Source organism: Soonwooa sp. T0.1_25 (assembly GCF_057652215.1).
The window spans coordinates 116,049-132,926 of the sequence record NZ_JBYFBZ010000006.1 but is presented as its reverse complement, the minus strand read 5'-3'; the positions used below and the strand labels follow the sequence as shown (position 1 = coordinate 132,926).

The following is a 16,878-nucleotide window of genomic DNA, read 5'->3' as shown; positions in this document are numbered from 1 at the left end:
TGTTCATCGGGTATTCTGAAACAAGATAATCAACCACTTCCCGTTTTGTGGCAGGCTTTACCACTTTTTTGAGAGTAAGTCTTTGAGTGCTTCATGTTCCAAACTAAGGTTGGCAAACATCTTTTTCAAGCGATTATTCTCAGATTCCAGTTCTTTAATTTTCTGTAGTTCTTTTGTTGAAGATATTCCTCCAAATTTCTTTTTCCAATCGTGCAAAGTCTGATAATGAAATCCATATTTCCGAGACAGTTCTTTTGCTGTTTGTCCCGACTCATATTCTTTTAAAATTGCCAAAATTTGGCTGTCTGTAAATTTGCTCGTTCTCATAACCTAAAATTAATTGTTTTTTGCTAATAACTTTAGGGTTATAAAATGTCCGGTTTTTGGGGAGACTTACAATTATATAATACATTATTGTCTTTAAAATATTCAGTGAGGAAAGTAGATTTACCTGTTCCAAAAGCAGATGAGAAAATAATTCTTTGATCATCAGTCTACAAAAAATGTTCATTAAAATCAGCAAAGATGCTATTTGTATCAATTCTAGTTGCCATTTTTTATATTAGTTTTTAAAAAGTTTATCTTTATTGTGCAAATAAGCACTAATTAAACCATTTAATATAAAAATTTTCAAGGTACTTTTCCACAAAAATACTTACTGTTTCTAAATTGGGATACTATTTGTGATACTATAAAAAAAACAACTTACAATTAAACTATTGATTTTCAATAATTTAAAAGTAAGTCATTGTTCACTTTGTGACCGCGGAGGGATTCGAACCCCCAACCCTCAGAGCCGAAATCTGATATTCTATCCAGTTGAACTACGCAGCCAACAATATTTCTAAAGCGATTTAAAAGCTTTTTATTTAAAAGGAAATTTTAACTCCTCCCATAACTTGAGCACCTAAAACTTTGTATCCATAAAATGTTTGATACTTGGTATTTAGAAGGTTATTTCCGAGCACGAAAATACTGAAATTTTTGTGGACTTTATATTCCGCAGACAAGTTTAGATCAACATAACCGCCAACTTTCTGATTTTCATTTTCTTTAATATCATAAGTCGTTGGATACGTCGCCATATTTTCTGTTAATTCGTAGCTATTAGCTGTTCTATCCGTTACAAAAATCCCTTTAAAACCAAGATTTAACTTCTTCCCGAGCATAGAATATTTTGCACCAAAAGTTGTTTGTACCAAAGGTTTGTAATAGGTTTCTTTAAGATTATCCAGTTTATATTTAACGAACTTAAATTCGCCATCTAAAACTAAATTCTCTAAAGGAAAAAACTGTACGCTTGCTTTAACTTCGCTGGTTGTTCCGTTGTCATAGATGGCTCCAAAAGTATTTGCAAAATCATAAGCTTTGCGCGTGTCCGTCATCGTTGGATCTATCAAACTACTGTTATGGAAGAATAAAATGTCATTTTGTTTACTAAATCCAGCGCTGATGTTATACTTCAAAGTTTGGTCAACATCGCCCTTTATCCCTACATAAATTCGGTATTTTGTTTCGGTTGGTTTTAAGTATAAATCCGAAATCATGTAAGGATTTTCCTCTAATAATTGATTATAAGAATTTAGTTTTAAACCACCTTCAACACCGCCAAAAAACTTGAATTGATCGGTTGCTGAGATTTGTAATTCAGCATTTGGAAACCAATAAAACTTGCTATTTTTTTCTTGTTCTAAAACTAAACTTTGATGTTTTTGATTAAAAAATGAGAAATCTGAACCAATAGTTAAGTAAGAATTTCCTTTATAAAATTTCAACTTTGGAGCTAAATTAAAATTGAACAAATTGCTTTCATTCTTATCCAAAATCCCGAATTTAGAATTAACCAAATCCAAACCAACGCCCAAATCAGCATTCATTTTTGTATCTGTATACACGTCAACATCGTGCATAGAAAGATTTGCTAAGACTTCGGCTTGTGTTTCTTTAGAATCGAAATGATCGCTAAGAATTGAAGATTTTACACGAACATTATTAAGATATTCATTAGAATAATGATCATAAAACGCATTAATTTTGAAATGATTAACTTTCTGTTCCAAATCAACATCAGCGTTCGGCGTTAAAGCATAAATACCATAATAATTGTACTTATCCATGCCAAAATTAGCATCAATATTGAATTTTCCAGTTTCGGTGTAAGCATTAAGGAACAAACCAGCGCCCAATTGACTTTGCTTCGAAGACCAATCATATTCTTTCTTCAAGCCGGTTGTCGACAAATAATGAACATCGGCACCAACTTCCACATTATCATTAACTTTTCCCGAAATATTAGCATCAGCGAGGAATTTCCCATAATTACCATAACCAATTTGGAAATAGTTATTCTGTTTTTCGAAATTGAATTTTGGAGAAATATCTTCCGCTTGGATTTCCGAAGTTTTAAAATCCGAAACTGGTGGAACGTCCGTTACATCGTACTTTACAACTTCATTAGCTTTGGCTTCTGGCGGATAATTTTTCTCTTGTTGCACCGAAGTTTTCTTTTTTTCGATACGTTTAACTTCAGGCTCACGCTTTCTATCCAAAACCAATTTTTCTTCCTTAAGCTGTGCAAAAGAATTTTGGTTTCCGAATCCGCTCAAAAATGCAATAACTGCTATGTATTTTAGTTTGTTCATTTTTTATTTTAAATGATTAAAAAATCGAATAATCGTCTTTAGTAGAAGTATTTTCTAATAATTATTTTTCAGTTTTTTAAGTAATTTTGAGTTCTATTTCTAAATTTTATTTCGAGTAATAATCGAAACTCGCCTTTGCAATATCAGCGATAATTTTCTCATTAGTAGCTTCCTTCTCGTAAGAATCGCTCACAAAAACACTGACAATAACATGTTCTTTATTAGGCAAAGTAATAACGCCAACGTCGTTAGTAGCCGCAGTTTTTCCAGTTGCATCCGTATAAGAAGTTCCTGTTTTGTGCGCCACCAAAGTCCCTTGCGGCAATTCACCTTTTAGACGATTAACACCAGTATTGGTTTCTTCAAGAATCTTAATCATTTCTTTTTTTGAAGCTTCTTTTAAAATCGGTTTTGTGTAAAGCTTTTCTAAAAGATCATTCGCAGAGTTGGCGTTCCAATAGTTTTGATATTGAAGTTCAGTCACGACATGCATTTCTTGCTCGTTGGTAGCAATCTGGAAGTCTTTAATTCCGATTCTGTTCATATATTTTTGAACAACATCCACACCTCCAATTCTGTCTAATAAAATATCGCAACCATTATTATCACTATTTGCCACAGTATATTTTATCATTTCGCGCAGTGTTAATTCGCCGCCATTAGGATGGGCATGGCGCATCGGACTATGTGTATTTGGTAGTAATTCTTCTTTAGAGAATTTAATTTTTTGATCAATCTTAAATTTTCCTTTATCCACCAAATCTAAAATCGCTAAACCAATCGGAAGCTTAAAAACACTTTGCATTGGTACATGTCGATGTCCATTAACACTCAAGGTGTCTTGTTTTTCGAGATGCCAAACTGCAACACCAATATTCGCTTTCTTGTTTTTAATAATCTCTTGAATCGAGGTTCTCAAATCTTTTTGTGCAAATAAAAACGGTGATGCTACAACAACTGCTGCTGATAATATTTTTGTGATGTGATTCATTTTTTTTCTTTGAATATAATAGGACTTCGTCCTATTCTTTATTAAGTCGTCCCTTCGGGACTTCTCGTATTACTTTTTGATTTGAGCTTTAACCTCTTTTGCTTCTGCCACAACATCTGGGAAATCGCCATAGTTATTTATAATTTGGTCACAAGTATAAGACGCTTGATAATTGTCTTTCAAGGCTAAATAATTTTTCGCCATGATCACCAAAGCTTTTGCACCCCAATATTCTTCGGAAGCGTAATTGTTTGCGAGTTTGAAAATCGTTTCGTTACTACTTTTGAAAGCTTTTACTTTATTTTGATAAAATGCTTTAGCATAAAGTGCTTCGGCAGCAACAGCCGGATTCGAAGATTTTTCTAATGCAGCAAATGCCGTTTGCGCCTCTTTATCTTTTCCGTTTTGCATTGCGCCTCTCGCCTTTACAATTTTAGCCTGTTCCAAAACTGCTGCTGAGTTTTTAGTATTTTTAAGAACGATATCTGCATATTGTTCAGCTTTCGAAAGCTCTTTTTTCTCAGCATAAATTTTCATCAATTCTAAAGACGCAAAGTTTTTGATATTCGCATCGTTAGAATTTGCAACCGCTTCTAGATATTTTTGTGCATCCGCAGATTTACCTTGATTGATGTAGATTTGCGCCAATCTAACTTGCGCATCTTGCTGATAATCGTTCTGGAAATCAGCAACATTTTGCAGAATTAACAAAGCTTTGTTCAAGTTTTTAGTTTGATAATAACTTTCGCCCAACTCGTATTGCGCTTGATAAAAAATAGAACCTGTCGGATCGTTAGCTAAGTATTTTTCGTAGTAAGTAATAGCTTTTGTAAAGTCTTTTTTAGCATAACTATCTTGTGCTAATGTCAAATTAAGTTGATCTTTTTCGGTGCTCGAAATATTAACGCCAAGACTTTTTGCAAAATTTTCGTAACCTGCAACGTCGCCATTTTTAACAAAAGCTGGACGCGAAGCTGCTACAATTTTATCAGCATAAGCCGAATTTTTATATTGCGTACCAAGCTGTTTTAATTCTGTTAAAGCTTTGTCAATTTGATTTTGTTCAATGTAATTTTGGGCACGATAGATCTGCGCATTTGCTACTAAGTCTTTGTCCGAACTCGATCTAATAACTTGATCAAAATAAGAATTCGAATTTGCAAAATCGTCATTTGCAGAATAAGCAGTTCCTATTTCGTATTGCGCATCGTCTTTGTAATCGCTATTTGGATAAGACGAAATCAACTTTTTAAGCTCCGCAATTTTAGCAACTGTATCACCTTTGAAACCTAAAGCCATCGACTTTTGGAACAACACATAATCTGCTGCACCTTCAGCTTTGTTATAGATGTCAATCGCCTCATTCAGTTTGTTGTCCGCATAATAAGTGTCCGCCAAACGTAATTCTGCATCCGCCTTAAATTCTGGTCTCGGGAATCTCAAATATTCTTTAAAATGCTCCTGCGCTGATTCGAAATTTTTATTTTTAAAATAGGCATAACCCAAATCGTAATCCAATTGTTCGCGCTCTGGGAAATTTTCGGCAGTTTCGTTTTCAAGTTTTAAATATTCAATAATTGCGGAACGATAATCTGATTTTTGATAATAAGTTTGACCTAACCAATATCTTGCTTTTTTAGCAAAATCTTTATTTAAATTATATTGAAGACTTTGTTTAAAATATTGCTCTGCTGCGTCATAATTTCCTTTGTTAAACTCTTCCGTACCTAAAAGATAAGCAACATCTTGTTCTATTTTATTAGTTTCTGGCGTTTTGGAATCCATCTTTTTTAAGACATTTAAAGTCTCTTGATAGTTGCCAGAATACAGATAAGATTTCACCAAAAGCTTCTTCATTTCAGAAGATTTTGGAGAATTTGGATATTTATCAATATAACGTTGAATAACTTTAGGCGCCGTCTCAAAAGGATTTCCGATGTCGTAACTCAATTTTGCATATTGCTCCAAAGCCAGTTGTTGAAGCTTAGCATCGTACTTCATTTCAGCTGCATTCTTGTAAGCAGAAAGCGCTTCTTGCTTTTTGTTGGTTTGCAAATAAGCGTTCCCTAATTGATAGTAAGCATTCTGCGCCAAAGGCGACTGACTATTAATCAATTGATTGTAGTAACTAACTGCTTCTTCGGACTTTCCAGCTTTTGCAGCCACAAATCCCATTTCGTAAAGATCACTTTCCGTCGCGTTACTTGATTGGTCAATATATTTTTTAAGATAAGGATAAGCCGATTGATAGTCACCTTTCATAAAGTAACTCTCTCCTATTATCTTTTGGATTTCGTTTTCGTAAGCCGACGAAGCTCCTGATGCTAAAAGATCTTTTGCTTCAGAAATTGCTTTATCATAATCTTTGTTATTAAAATACATCTGAACGTAATATGGTCGCACCATTGCCGCATATTGCTCATTGAATTTCACTTGATCAAAATACGTGAACGCCTTATCACTTTCATGATTCGCATAATACAAATGCCCCAACATATAGGCCATTCCCGCCTTATCATTCTCGTTAGAAGCATTTTTGTGCGCCTCTTCCAAAGGCTCGATGGCGCCAGCAGAATCACCAGTCATAAATTTGGCATAACCCAATTTCATGATATACTGCGTGTTTTCTTCCTGACTTAATTGATATTGATTAATCTTTTGCAAAGTTTCCAAAGCTTTCGGGAAATCTTTCTTCGCTAGATAATAATCCGCCAAAGGTCCATTAGCTTGTGCAAAAAATGAAGAATTGGGATATTCTTTCATAAACGCTTCAAAACCTTCTTCCGAATGATTTTGTTGAAGAATCATCGAAATAACTTGGTTAAAAAACAAAGCTGCTTCCTTTTTTGACTCCGACAAAGTTTGGTTATAAAAATACTGTCGCGCATACTCGTATTGAGATGCACTGTAGATTTTTGATTGATAAAGGTTTTCGGCTAGATTGTAGCGATAAGCCTCTTTGTCGTTAAAGTATTTTGATTGTTGCGCTTGGGAGATTCCGTAGAAAGAAATCAACGACGCAAGAATTATTTTTTTTGAATTCATCTAAGTCTTAAACTTTTTTGCTGAAACTGATGTTATTAGTTAGGTAACGAAAATAAGGAAAACTTATTATCTAAGCAACTTACAAAAGCTTTTTATATGATTAAAATTTAATAAAAAATCACTTTTTTCTGTGTTAAACATTTCCAAAAATCTAAAAATAGAAAATCCTCAAAAACCGACTAAAAAATCTTCATCCAAATTATTTTTAAAAACAAGACAAATTCTCTGTTTAACAATGATTAAAAGATTTTATAATTAAAAAAGAAAAACTTAATAGTTAATTCTTGAAATATCTGAACAAATCTAACTTTAACAAAGTTTAAGTTTATTAACATAAAGCTAACAGCCTATCAAAATTTTGTTACATTTGTTTTTATTTTCAAAAATAAACGACTATTAATGAATTCACTTTTTAGAAGAAAACAATATTCATCGGATCCTAACCAAGGTCAACTGAATCGTGTTTTAGGCACTTGGGACATCGTATTTTTCGGGATTGCAGCCATCATCGGTGCTGGGAGTTTTAGCAGTTTGGGCGAAGCGATTTTCCGTGGAGGTCCTGGTGTTATTATTTTGTACCTAATCTGTGGATTTGCTTGTGCTTTTACAGCCATTTGTTACGCAGAATTTGCGAGTAGAATACCAACAGCTGGTAGTGCTTACACTTATGCCTATGCCAGTTTTGGAGAATTAATCGCTTGGGTTATTGGCTGGGCTTTAATTATGGAATACAGTTTTGGAAACATTTACGTTGCATTTTCATGGTCCGATTATTTCACAAGTTTCATGAGTCGAATTGGTATCCATATTCCTGATTATCTGACATGTAGCTATACCGAAGCCAAAAAAGCTGTTGCTGGCGACTCTCTCAATAAAGAACTTATCAATGCATGGAACACCGCGCCAGTTGTAGGAAATCTTAAAGTTATTTTCGATTTACCAGCTTTAATGATCAACGGAATTATCACTTGGCTGTGTTATCAAGGGATAAAAGAAAGTAAAAATTTTAACAATTTTTTTGTATTATTAAAACTATTCGTGATCCTATTAGTAATCGCGGTTGGTGTCGCATATGTTAACACAGGCAACTGGTTCCCGACCAATAACGAAGGTGTTAAAAGCATGATGCCTAATGGTTTTTCTGGTGTTATGAGTGCTGTTAGTGGCGTATTTTTCGCATATATCGGATTTGATGCGTTAAGTGTTTTATCAGAAGAAACTAAAAATCCGCAACGTGACTTGCCGCGAGGTATGATGATTTCGTTAGGACTTTGTACAGCAATTTATATTGTTTTAACCTTAACATTAACAGGATTAGTCGATTATAGAAAATTTGATGGTGTTGGCGATCCGCTGGCATTTGTGTTTCAAAAAGAAAATCTTAACCTTCCTTGGATGGAATTTGTCGTGGCTTTAATTGCGATTGTGGCAATTACAACGGTGCTTTTGGTCTTTCAAATGGGACAACCAAGAATCTGGATGGCGATGAGTCGAGATGGTTTGATTCCAAAAAAATTCCAAGAAGTACACAACAAAAATAAAGTACCATCGTTTGCAACAATTGTAACGGGTATTGTCGTTGGAATTCCGATTTTTTTCACTGATAAAACCTTCATTCTTGACTTCACAAGTATTGGGACAATTTTCGCATTTGTGCTGGTTTGTGCTGGTGTTTTAACGCTTCCTCCAAAAGAAAAAATCAAAGGAAGATTCCACATGCCGTACATTAATTCGAAGTATATTTTCCCGATTGTTTTCCTTGGCGGATTGATATTATTCTACTTTTGGCAGCCCGATTTTTTCCATACTTTGCTCAATTGGGGCGATCAAGTTGAAGGCGAATTCCGACTGTCAATGAGTATTTATATTATATTAAATTTTGTGCTTTGCTACTTAGCTTTTAGCAAAAATCTATCTTTAATTCCACTTGTAGGCTTAAGTTCTTGTCTATATTTATTAACAGGAATGACACATAACAACTGGTTTTGGTTCGGACTTTGGTTCGCAATCGGTTTAGTAATTTATTTTACTTATGGTAGAAAACATAGCAAGCTGAATAAAGCTTAATCTCTTTTAAAACAAAAAAAATACAAATCGGAAACTTTGATAAGCTTCCGATTTTTTATTTTAAAAACTTTGATGGCATAATACTTGAAACTTCAGTTAAAAATAAATAAACGCTTATGAAATCAATTATTAAATGCCTATTTGCAGGAGTTTTACTATTCTCCTTAGCACAATGTAGCGTCCAAACTTCCGAAAATACAAGTATCAAAACTTTATTTGTCAGCGCAGAACAAAAAGACTGTTCTAATGGTGCCGGAACCCAAAAATGTATGTTGGTTCGAGAGAAACCAACAGATCAATGGTCTTATTTTTATAGCAATATTGATGGATTTACTTACCAACCAGGTTATGATTATGTATTGACTGTCAGCACGGCAAAAATAGAAAATCCACCAGCAGATTCTAGCTCGATAAAATATACGTTAATCAAGCAAATCTCTAAAACGAAAAGAGAGCAGTATTAAACAAAAATAACCTCAATGGAGGTTATTTTTTATTTCAGATATTTTGTAATTTTATCACTATTAGGTTTTGTTGTACTTACAAAACTATCGATGATATTGCCATCTTCATCTAGCATAATTTTTGTAAAATTCCATAAGATCGAAGTATTTCTAACACCATTTTCTTCCTTTTTTGTCAAAAATTTATAAATGGGCGCCATGTCATCTCCTTTCACCGAAACTTTCGCAGCCATAGGAAAAGTCACGCCATAATTCTTCTCACAAAAACTTGCGATTTCTTGATTAGTGCCTGGTTCTTGACCTCCAAAATTATTAGCAGGAAAACCAACTATCACCAATTTGTCTTTATAGGTTTTATACAAGGCCTCAAGCTCTTTATATTGTGGCGTAAAACCACACTCCGATGCCGTATTCACGATCAAAATTTTCTTCCCTTTGAAGTTCGAAAAATCAATCGTGCTACCATCCAATGCCTCAACTTTAAAGCTATGTATCGACTTCGCTTGCGAATTTCCCTTAGTACAACTAAACAATCCAAATAACATAATCAGTAGATATTTCATAATTTATAAAATTTTGGGCGTGCCCACTTGCCGCCATTAGGCTCGCTTCGCTCGCCCCCCGCTACAAGCGGTCGGTCTCCGCACAGTCGCTGTTTTTTTGCCATTTCGAATTCCATTCAAAAAAAACGAGCTCCAACAATGCGCTTCGCCCTCACGCAAATCCAAAGATAAAGATAGAAAAATTAATAAAACATAAGACTACATGACATAACAAAATTAAAAAAGAAAAAGAAACTTAATTTAATTTACAACATTCATCAAAAACTTGGAAAATATTTAAAAATAAACTATTTTAGTCCACTTAAAACACAAAATATTTTTCTCAACAAATTGATCCAAGCCTTAAAAACCAACACCGAACTACAAAAAGCCATCTTCATCGTTTGGCAATTTCAGGGCTTATTTCAATTCTGATTTTATCACTTGTATTTTTCACAAATCAGGAATTTCTCCTTAGCAAAATACCAACTTGTCCATCGCAATTAGAAGGGAAAACATGTATACTTTGTGGCTCTTCACGCGCCTTTTTCGAAATTAAAAATCTTAACTTCCAAACAGCTTTTCAACTGAATAAAGCTAGTATTTTTATATTCTTTGGACTGTTAATTAATGCTGGAATTTTTATAACCTATCACGCTAAAAATTTAAGAAAATAAATATTTATGAGAACAATCGCATTAATTCTTGGTATCCTTTCCATCTTCGGTATGTTGCTTGGTTTTATCCCATGTCTAGGCGCTTTTAACTGGATCAATATTCCGTTTGCGTTAATCGGATTAATTGTAAGTATCGTTGCACATGGCAAAGAGGACGGCACATCAAAATCCAATGCAATGGCAGGCATTATCATGTGTTCTATCGCAATGGTTTTAGGTTTTGCAAGACTTATCGTTGGTGGCGGAATATTCTAATAATCAACCAAATAACAATAAACAAGCAGTTTTCAAAATAATTAAAAACTGCTTGTTTATGTATGATAAATTTTTTAAGGATTTGATTTCACAACATTATATAAAATCGAATCTCTTTTGGCTTGAGGCAGATCATTTTTATAGTCAAACACCGCAGCTTCCCAGTCGCCATAACCAACATTTGGAAGAACAATAAATTTCTTTCCAAATTCATTTTTAAGTGTTTGTACAGCTTGAGCACGTTTTTCTTCACTTGGGTGATTATCAAACAAAGACGAAAAATCTGTCAAACTATCACCTAACAACATCACGATGTCATAATTTTTTGCAACATCTTGACGACGGTTTTCTTTGCTACTTTCTTTGCTACGCAAAATCACATTTTGAGGACTTTGGATAGGAAACTTATAACGCTCTAAATTAGCAACTGTCCCAGCACGTTCATCTTCGTTTCGGTTGGTGATATAGAAAATCTGAACACCTTTTGATGCCGCATAATTAAAGAAATCTAAAGAGCCAGAAAGTGGTTTTGCAATCCCTTTTGAAGTCCAATTTTTCCAACTTTGCAAATCATAGATTTTTCCCTCTTTAGCCATTTCCACAGCGTAATAAGAATTGTCCATAAAGGTTTCGTCAATGTCGGTTACAATTGCTAAAGGCTTAGCCGATTTTTTTGCTAAAGCTTCATCCAATCGGAATTGTGCAACATTATAAGCTTGTTGACACAAAGCTTGATATTCGGCAGCTCTTTGTTGAAAAAATGCAGCATAAAGCTTTCCATCAACTTGAAGATTTTGATAAGCTGGTTTTGTATGCTGTGCGTATTCTACAGTCTTTTGTGTTGTTTGACAAGCACTTACTCCCACCAACATTGCACCACCAACAATCCAATTAAAATATTTCATTTAAAAATTATTTTTCACAAAATTAAAAAGAAGAATTTAGTTCTTCTTCAAAAACTCAAAAAAATCTAGTGATTAATTTTGAAATTTTAGAAGACATAAAAGATTCTGTATTTGGATAGTCCATTTGCACCAAAAGTTCAGAAATTCGATCGGCGTCTCTTAATTATATTGGTCCTATTATTTTTAGAAGTTATAGAAATTGCAATTTGGTTGTTTGTTAAAAATAAAAAAACATCGCCCAAGTCAAAAACTCAGGCGATGTAACAAACTATTACTTAATCTATTATTTTTTTAATGGAAAAAATGTCTCATTCCTGTGAACATCATTGGGATTTTGTGTTCGTTAGCAGCATCAATGCTTTCTTGATCCTTCATACTTCCACCTGGCTGAATAATCGCTGTAATACCTTCCTGAGCGCAGAAATCAACAACATCTCTGAAAGGGAAAAATGCATCAGAAGCCAAAACTAGATCTCCTGAGAACTTCTCTTTTGCTCTTTCGATAGCTTGTTGCGTTGCCCAAATTCTGTTAACTTGACCACCGCCAATTCCGAAAGCTTGGATGCCATTTGACACAACAATTGCGTTTGATTTTACGTATTTAACAACACGTTGCGAGAACAATAAAGCTTTTCTTTGTGCTTCAGTTGGTTGCGTTTCTGTAACAACTTTAATATCGTTAGAAAACTGATTATCATTATCTTGTACCAGTATTCCACCATCAACCTTAACCCAAGTTTGCTTGTCAGAAACTGCGTTTTTGATTTTGATAACGCGAAGATTTTTCTTTTTGTTTAAAATTTCTAAAGCTTCTGCTGTAAAATCTGGCGCCATAACAATCTCTAAAAAAGTTTTGTTAAGTTCTTCAGCAGTTGGCGCATCAACAGTATAATTCATGGCTACGATTCCTCCAAAAATTGAAACTGGATCGCACTCAAAAGTCTTTTGATAAGTTTCTAAAGCCGAAGTACCAATCGCAACACCACAAGGTGTGGAATGTTTAACCGCACAACAAGCCATTTCTTCTTTGAACTCAGTCACAACGTTCCAACAAAGATCCATATCTCTTAAATTATTGAAAGATAATTCTTTACCTCCAAGTTGTTCGAAATCCTTCATCGCACCATTTTCGATTGTTGAAACATAATAAGCAGCCGATTGATGTGGATTTTCTCCGTAACGAAGGTCAGCAACTTTTTTGTAAGAAGCATTCAGATATTGTGGATATTCTTCATCCAACAACATCTTTGCAATCGCCGCATCATAAGCAGATGTCAAGTTGAATACTTTACCAGCAAGCGTTTTTCTCGTTTCTAAAGTTGTATCGCCAGAAGTTTCCATTTCTTGTTTTACCAAGTTATAATCTTCAACATTGGTAATAACTGCTACAGATTTAAAATTCTTAGCGGCAGAACGAAGCATAGAAGGTCCACCAATATCGATAAACTCAACTTTTTCGTCTAATGAAATATCTTTGTTAGCGTTTTCGAAAAATGGATAAAGATTAACGATAACCATATCGATAAGTCCGATTTCATGCTCTTTTACGGTGTTCATGTGCTCTTCATTGTCACGAACTGCAAGAAGTCCACCATGCACTTTTGGATGCAATGTCTTTACACGACCGTCCAGCATCTCAGGAAAATCGGTTACTTCATCAATCTGAATTGGATTAAGACCTGCGTCTTTTAAATGTTTAAAAGTACCTCCTGTCGAAATTAATTCCCAGTTATTTTGCTCTAGAAACCTTGCAAAATCTTGCAATCCACTTTTGTCCGAAACACTAATTAATGCTCTTTTTTTCATTTCAATATTACTTTTTACAGCTATTTCAAAACTGCAGTTTACCGGTTCTTTCACCTCCGGATTTATAAATTTATTACTTTCTTCTATTTTTAATTTTACTTAAAGCTTTAATTTAATTAAAATACACTTTAACAACTAATAAACAATCTGTTATATATTTTAAATAAAATTTACTTCAAATAAATAGCTTACGGATTTAAGACTTTATTAATGGCTTTAGGAAAGATTTCATATTCTATAATGTGAATCTTTTGAGCTAAACTTTCGGCAGTTTCATTTTCATCTAATGCAACTTTTCCCTGCAAAATAATATCGCCTTCGTCAACACCAGAAGTCACATAATGAACTGTTGCACCACTCTCCTTTTCTTTAGCTTCAATAACCGCTTCGTGAACATAATGTCCCCACATTCCTTTTCCACCAAATTTCGGCAACAACGAAGGATGAATATTAATCATCTTTTTATCCCACTTCTGACAGAAATCTGATTTAAGAATTGACAGAAATCCTGCTAAAACAATCAAATCTGTATCTTTCGGAATTATCTTATCCAATTCATCAGAAAAAGCTTTTCCTCTCGGAATTAAAACATTATCAATCTGATGTTTAGCAGCTCTTTCTAATCCAAAACATTCGCGATCTGCAACAACAAGGTTGATTTTCGCATTTTGAATTTCGTTTGCCTCAATACAATCAATAATTCTTTGCAAATTGGTGCCAGAACCAGAAACTAAAATTGTAATCTTTTTCATTTTAGATTGTAGATATCAGATTTTAGATATTAGATTGAAGAAAAAATCTTGGATCTAGTATCTGAAATCTAGAGTCTTTTTAAACTAGTTCAATTTTCTCGTTTCCTTCAGTGATTTCTCCAATTTCGTAAGCGTCATCAAGAAGTTCCAGAACTTTGTGTGCGTGATCTGCATCAACAACAACAATCATCCCAACGCCCATATTGAAAGTCCCGAACATCTCTTCTCTTGCGATGCCTCCGCGTTTTTCTAATTCCAACATTATACTTGGAATTTTGATTTTTGAAGCATCAATAGTTGCACAAAGTCCATCAGCAATAATCCTAGGAATATTCTCGTACAATCCGCCACCAGTAATGTGTGCGATACCGTGCAAAGGCACTTCATTTAACAATTTATGAATATCTTGATAATACAATCTTGTTGGTACCAAAAGCGTCTCGTACAAAGGTTTTCCTTCAAATTCTTCTTCAAAATTTGGGAATACTTTTCTAACTAAAGAGAAACCATTAGAATGGAAACCAGAACTTGGTAAAGCGATAATTTTGTCTCCAGTTTTGATTTTTGAACCATCGATAATTTGATCTTTCTCTACGATACCAACGCAAAATCCTGCAACATCATAATCTCCCGGTTGATACATTCCTGGCATTTCTGCAGTTTCGCCACCGATCAATGCACATTCGTTATCTTTACAAGCTTTCACCATTCCTAGAACAATCTCGGCAGCAATGTCAGAATCTAACTTACCACAAGCCAAATAATCTAGGAAAAACAAAGGTTTTGCACCATGACAAAGGATGTCGTTAGCACACATTGCAAAACAATCAACACCGATAGAATCGTATTGTTTGGTATCCAAAGCCACTTTTAACTTAGTTCCAACGCCATCTGTACCCGATACCAAAACCGGATTTTTGTAGTTTCCAATTTCATAGAAAGCACCAAAACTTCCTAAATTATTAAGTACGTTTTTGTTATGCGTTTCTGCCACAGCAGATTTTATCTTGTCTACGGTTTTGTAACCTTCTTCTTTGTCAACGCCAGCTGACTTGTAAGTGTTGCTCATGATTCTTTTTACTTTTTAGATTGTTTTGGAAAACCAAAGACGCAAAATAGATTAAGTCTTACGCCTTTAGCTCCAGGTCGAAATCCGACAATGCCGTATTTCATTTTCACTTTTCATTTTGCCTGCAACAATTTGCTAGGACTTTCAGATTTATTTCAAACTATATTGTTTGCTAGCCAATTATCATCCAAAAAAGGACAATAAAAAAGCCGACAATCTTTCAGATTATCGGCCAGTATTTTAGTTCAGGATTTCAGAGCCCACAACTTTCCCTTTATTGGAATAATAGCTCGGCTTCAAGAAATTGGTCTGAATATTCACTTTCGTTCTTTTTGACAAAATTAAAACTTTTTGAATAAATATCCTAAACAAATTTTAATTCTACTTTTCTAAAATTGTTTCAAGTTCTTTAATTTTCACAATTTTTTCTTTTAACTCATTGATTTTATCAGCGTTAACTAGACCTTCAGTTTTGTCAATATTATCTTGATAAAAAGGTACCGAAAATATCTCAACAACATTACCACCGTGGAAAGGGAATCTTTTGCTAGCAGCTTCTAACACGCCTGCACCACCTCTTGCACCTGGGGAAGTTGACATCAATAACATTGGCACTTCGCTCCAAACGGTTCTGTCCTTAATTCTAGAAACCCAGTCAAATACATTTTTGAAAGCGGTTGTATAAGTCCCGTTATGTTCTGGCAACGATAACAAAATAACATCTGAAGCATCGATTTTGTCAGCTAACTTTTGAGCTTCTGTAGGAACACCAGATTTAACTTCGATTTCGTGTTTGTAGATTGGCATTTCGAAATCGTTCATATCAAAGAATTCTACTTCATTGTTTTCTCCGAATTGTTTTGCTGCATATTTAACCAAAATGCTGTTCATCGAATTTTCTGCGTTACTTCCAGAAAGTGCTAATATTTTCATTTTTTATTGTTTTAATAATTTTACTCTGCAAAGATAGAAGACTTTTGAAGCGATTACATTGATGTATCGTAAGATTTTTAGTTTTGATAATAAATATGTCATTTAGAAAAAGTATTTTCGAACTTTAAAAAAAATAGATCTCAATGAAAATTTTAGAAAGCGCTTCGCTTCCAGCTCCAGCAGGGCATTTTTCGCCTGCTATCGAACATAATGGTATATTATACCTATCTGGACAACTTCCAAAACATCCAATAACGAAAGAAGTTCCTGAAGGGATTGAAGCACAAACCAAATTGTCTTTAGAAAATGTTGAAAATGTCCTAAAAGCTTTTGGACAAGATAAAACCTCAGTTATCAGAATGGTGGTTTATATTACAGACATCGCATATTGGGCAGATGTTAACAGAGTCTACGCCGAGTTTTTCGGAGATCATAAGCCTGTGCGTTGCATCATCCCAATTGGTCCACTAAATGGTGGTTGCCTTATCGAAGTTGAATGTACAGCTGAGCGAGTTTAAGATAAAAGACCATTTTTAAATGGTCTTTTTATTTTTCAAAATATGTTGTAATATTTTTCTTGTAAATTATTAATATTAAACGAATTAGTATATTTATAAGCTAAATTATAAATTCTTGTTTTGACCATATATGTTTAAAATATGGATTCTGCATTATTCCAGAATCACCAGAAAGCAAAAATACATTGGAAATCAACGTACTAAGACTAGTT

15 protein-coding genes and 1 tRNA gene are annotated in these 16,878 nt (G+C 34.1%); 5 read left to right on the top strand and 11 right to left on the bottom strand.

The window, feature by feature from the left end; all coding sequences use genetic code 11:
- Nucleotides 1–57: 57 nt before the first annotated feature.
- The 5 genes from AC23MB_RS10005 to AC23MB_RS09985 all read right to left on the bottom strand — a co-directional run bounded on the left by AC23MB_RS10005 (nucleotide 58) and on the right by AC23MB_RS09985 (nucleotide 6,678).
- Nucleotides 58–327, bottom strand: a complete 270-nt coding sequence (locus tag AC23MB_RS10005; RefSeq protein WP_487787168.1) for a transposase — start codon at nucleotides 325–327, stop codon at nucleotides 58–60.
- A gap of 433 nt (nucleotides 328–760) precedes the next feature.
- Nucleotides 761–834: transfer RNA gene (locus tag AC23MB_RS10000), tRNA-Arg, on the bottom strand.
- A gap of 35 nt (nucleotides 835–869) precedes the next feature.
- On the bottom strand, nucleotides 870–2,642 hold the full coding sequence (locus AC23MB_RS09995; protein ID WP_374329087.1) for a porin family protein: 1,773 nt from the start codon (nucleotides 2,640–2,642) through the stop codon (nucleotides 870–872).
- Between the two features lie 106 nt (nucleotides 2,643–2,748).
- Entirely contained in the window at nucleotides 2,749–3,633 is an 885-nt protein-coding gene (bla, locus tag AC23MB_RS09990; protein ID WP_487787167.1) for a class A beta-lactamase, subclass A2, read from the bottom strand.
- 69 nt (nucleotides 3,634–3,702) lie between these two features.
- On the bottom strand, nucleotides 3,703–6,678 hold the full coding sequence (locus AC23MB_RS09985) for a tetratricopeptide repeat protein (RefSeq protein WP_487787166.1): 2,976 nt from the start codon (nucleotides 6,676–6,678) through the stop codon (nucleotides 3,703–3,705).
- Nucleotides 6,679–7,077: 399 nt separating this feature from the next.
- Between AC23MB_RS09985 and AC23MB_RS09980 the strand changes: the two genes are divergently transcribed.
- Complete coding sequence (locus tag AC23MB_RS09980) at nucleotides 7,078–8,745, top strand: APC family permease (protein ID WP_313030479.1); 1,668 nt, start codon at nucleotides 7,078–7,080, stop codon at nucleotides 8,743–8,745.
- Between the two features lie 116 nt (nucleotides 8,746–8,861).
- Nucleotides 8,862–9,209 (top strand): DUF4377 domain-containing protein, encoded by a 348-nt coding sequence (locus tag AC23MB_RS09975; protein WP_312323241.1) that lies wholly within the window; start codon nucleotides 8,862–8,864, stop codon nucleotides 9,207–9,209.
- Nucleotides 9,210–9,238: 29 nt separating this feature from the next.
- On the opposite strand, the gene AC23MB_RS09970 is transcribed toward AC23MB_RS09975, so the two are convergent.
- Nucleotides 9,239–9,772: a glutathione peroxidase gene (locus tag AC23MB_RS09970; protein ID WP_487787165.1), complete on the bottom strand. Its 534-nt coding sequence runs from the start codon at nucleotides 9,770–9,772 to the stop codon at nucleotides 9,239–9,241.
- A gap of 383 nt (nucleotides 9,773–10,155) precedes the next feature.
- On the opposite strand from AC23MB_RS09970, the gene AC23MB_RS09965 reads away from it, so the two are divergent.
- Both AC23MB_RS09965 and AC23MB_RS09960 read left to right on the top strand, forming a co-directional pair.
- Nucleotides 10,156–10,428 carry a DUF2752 domain-containing protein gene (locus AC23MB_RS09965; RefSeq protein ID WP_374330690.1) on the top strand — a complete coding sequence of 91 codons (273 nt, stop codon included), beginning with the start codon at nucleotides 10,156–10,158 and terminating at the stop codon, nucleotides 10,426–10,428.
- Nucleotides 10,429–10,434: 6 nt separating this feature from the next.
- Nucleotides 10,435–10,683, top strand: coding sequence for a hypothetical protein (locus AC23MB_RS09960; protein ID WP_374330688.1), 249 nt, complete (start codon nucleotides 10,435–10,437; stop codon nucleotides 10,681–10,683).
- Between the two features lie 74 nt (nucleotides 10,684–10,757).
- On the opposite strand, the gene AC23MB_RS09955 is transcribed toward AC23MB_RS09960, so the two are convergent.
- The 5 genes from AC23MB_RS09955 to AC23MB_RS09935 form a co-directional block, all read right to left on the bottom strand.
- Nucleotides 10,758–11,588, bottom strand: coding sequence for a 5'-nucleotidase, lipoprotein e(P4) family (locus tag AC23MB_RS09955; RefSeq protein WP_312323237.1), 831 nt, complete (start codon nucleotides 11,586–11,588; stop codon nucleotides 10,758–10,760).
- 291 nt (nucleotides 11,589–11,879) lie between these two features.
- On the bottom strand, nucleotides 11,880–13,394 hold the full coding sequence (gene purH, locus AC23MB_RS09950; RefSeq protein ID WP_487787164.1) for a bifunctional phosphoribosylaminoimidazolecarboxamide formyltransferase/IMP cyclohydrolase: 1,515 nt from the start codon (nucleotides 13,392–13,394) through the stop codon (nucleotides 11,880–11,882).
- A 188-nt stretch (nucleotides 13,395–13,582) separates the two neighbouring features.
- Nucleotides 13,583–14,146, bottom strand: coding sequence for a phosphoribosylglycinamide formyltransferase (gene purN / locus AC23MB_RS09945; RefSeq protein WP_487787163.1), 564 nt, complete (start codon nucleotides 14,144–14,146; stop codon nucleotides 13,583–13,585).
- Nucleotides 14,147–14,225: 79 nt separating this feature from the next.
- Nucleotides 14,226–15,215 carry a phosphoribosylformylglycinamidine cyclo-ligase gene (gene purM / locus AC23MB_RS09940; protein ID WP_487787162.1) on the bottom strand — a complete coding sequence of 330 codons (990 nt, stop codon included), beginning with the start codon at nucleotides 15,213–15,215 and terminating at the stop codon, nucleotides 14,226–14,228.
- 381 nt (nucleotides 15,216–15,596) lie between these two features.
- Nucleotides 15,597–16,148 (bottom strand): NAD(P)H-dependent oxidoreductase, encoded by a 552-nt coding sequence (locus AC23MB_RS09935; RefSeq protein WP_487787161.1) that lies wholly within the window; start codon nucleotides 16,146–16,148, stop codon nucleotides 15,597–15,599.
- 143 nt (nucleotides 16,149–16,291) lie between these two features.
- Here AC23MB_RS09935 and AC23MB_RS09930 point away from each other — a divergent pair, with 143 nt between their 5' ends.
- Nucleotides 16,292–16,666, top strand: a complete 375-nt coding sequence (locus AC23MB_RS09930) for a RidA family protein (protein ID WP_487787160.1) — start codon at nucleotides 16,292–16,294, stop codon at nucleotides 16,664–16,666.
- Nucleotides 16,667–16,878 lie beyond the last annotated feature (212 nt).

Bases quoted from the DNA above. Each gene is read 5' to 3' on its own strand.
- AC23MB_RS10005 (WP_487787168.1), bottom strand. From the start codon at position 327: ATGAGAACGAGCAAATTTACAGACAGCCAAATTTTGGCAATTTTAAAA.
- AC23MB_RS09995 (WP_374329087.1), bottom strand. From the start codon at position 2,642: ATGAACAAACTAAAATACATAGCAGTTATTGCATTTTTGAGCGGATTC.
- bla (WP_487787167.1), bottom strand. From the start codon at position 3,633: ATGAATCACATCACAAAAATATTATCAGCAGCAGTTGTTGTAGCATCA.
- AC23MB_RS09985 (WP_487787166.1), bottom strand. From the start codon at position 6,678: ATGAATTCAAAAAAAATAATTCTTGCGTCGTTGATTTCTTTCTACGGA.
- AC23MB_RS09980 (WP_313030479.1), top strand. From the start codon at position 7,078: ATGAATTCACTTTTTAGAAGAAAACAATATTCATCGGATCCTAACCAA.
- AC23MB_RS09975 (WP_312323241.1), top strand. From the start codon at position 8,862: ATGAAATCAATTATTAAATGCCTATTTGCAGGAGTTTTACTATTCTCC.
- AC23MB_RS09970 (WP_487787165.1), bottom strand. From the start codon at position 9,772: ATGAAATATCTACTGATTATGTTATTTGGATTGTTTAGTTGTACTAAG.
- AC23MB_RS09960 (WP_374330688.1), top strand. From the start codon at position 10,435: ATGAGAACAATCGCATTAATTCTTGGTATCCTTTCCATCTTCGGTATG.
- AC23MB_RS09955 (WP_312323237.1), bottom strand. From the start codon at position 11,588: ATGAAATATTTTAATTGGATTGTTGGTGGTGCAATGTTGGTGGGAGTA.
- purH (WP_487787164.1), bottom strand. From the start codon at position 13,394: ATGAAAAAAAGAGCATTAATTAGTGTTTCGGACAAAAGTGGATTGCAA.
- purN (WP_487787163.1), bottom strand. From the start codon at position 14,146: ATGAAAAAGATTACAATTTTAGTTTCTGGTTCTGGCACCAATTTGCAA.
- purM (WP_487787162.1), bottom strand. From the start codon at position 15,215: ATGAGCAACACTTACAAGTCAGCTGGCGTTGACAAAGAAGAAGGTTAC.
- AC23MB_RS09935 (WP_487787161.1), bottom strand. From the start codon at position 16,148: ATGAAAATATTAGCACTTTCTGGAAGTAACGCAGAAAATTCGATGAAC.
- AC23MB_RS09930 (WP_487787160.1), top strand. From the start codon at position 16,292: ATGAAAATTTTAGAAAGCGCTTCGCTTCCAGCTCCAGCAGGGCATTTT.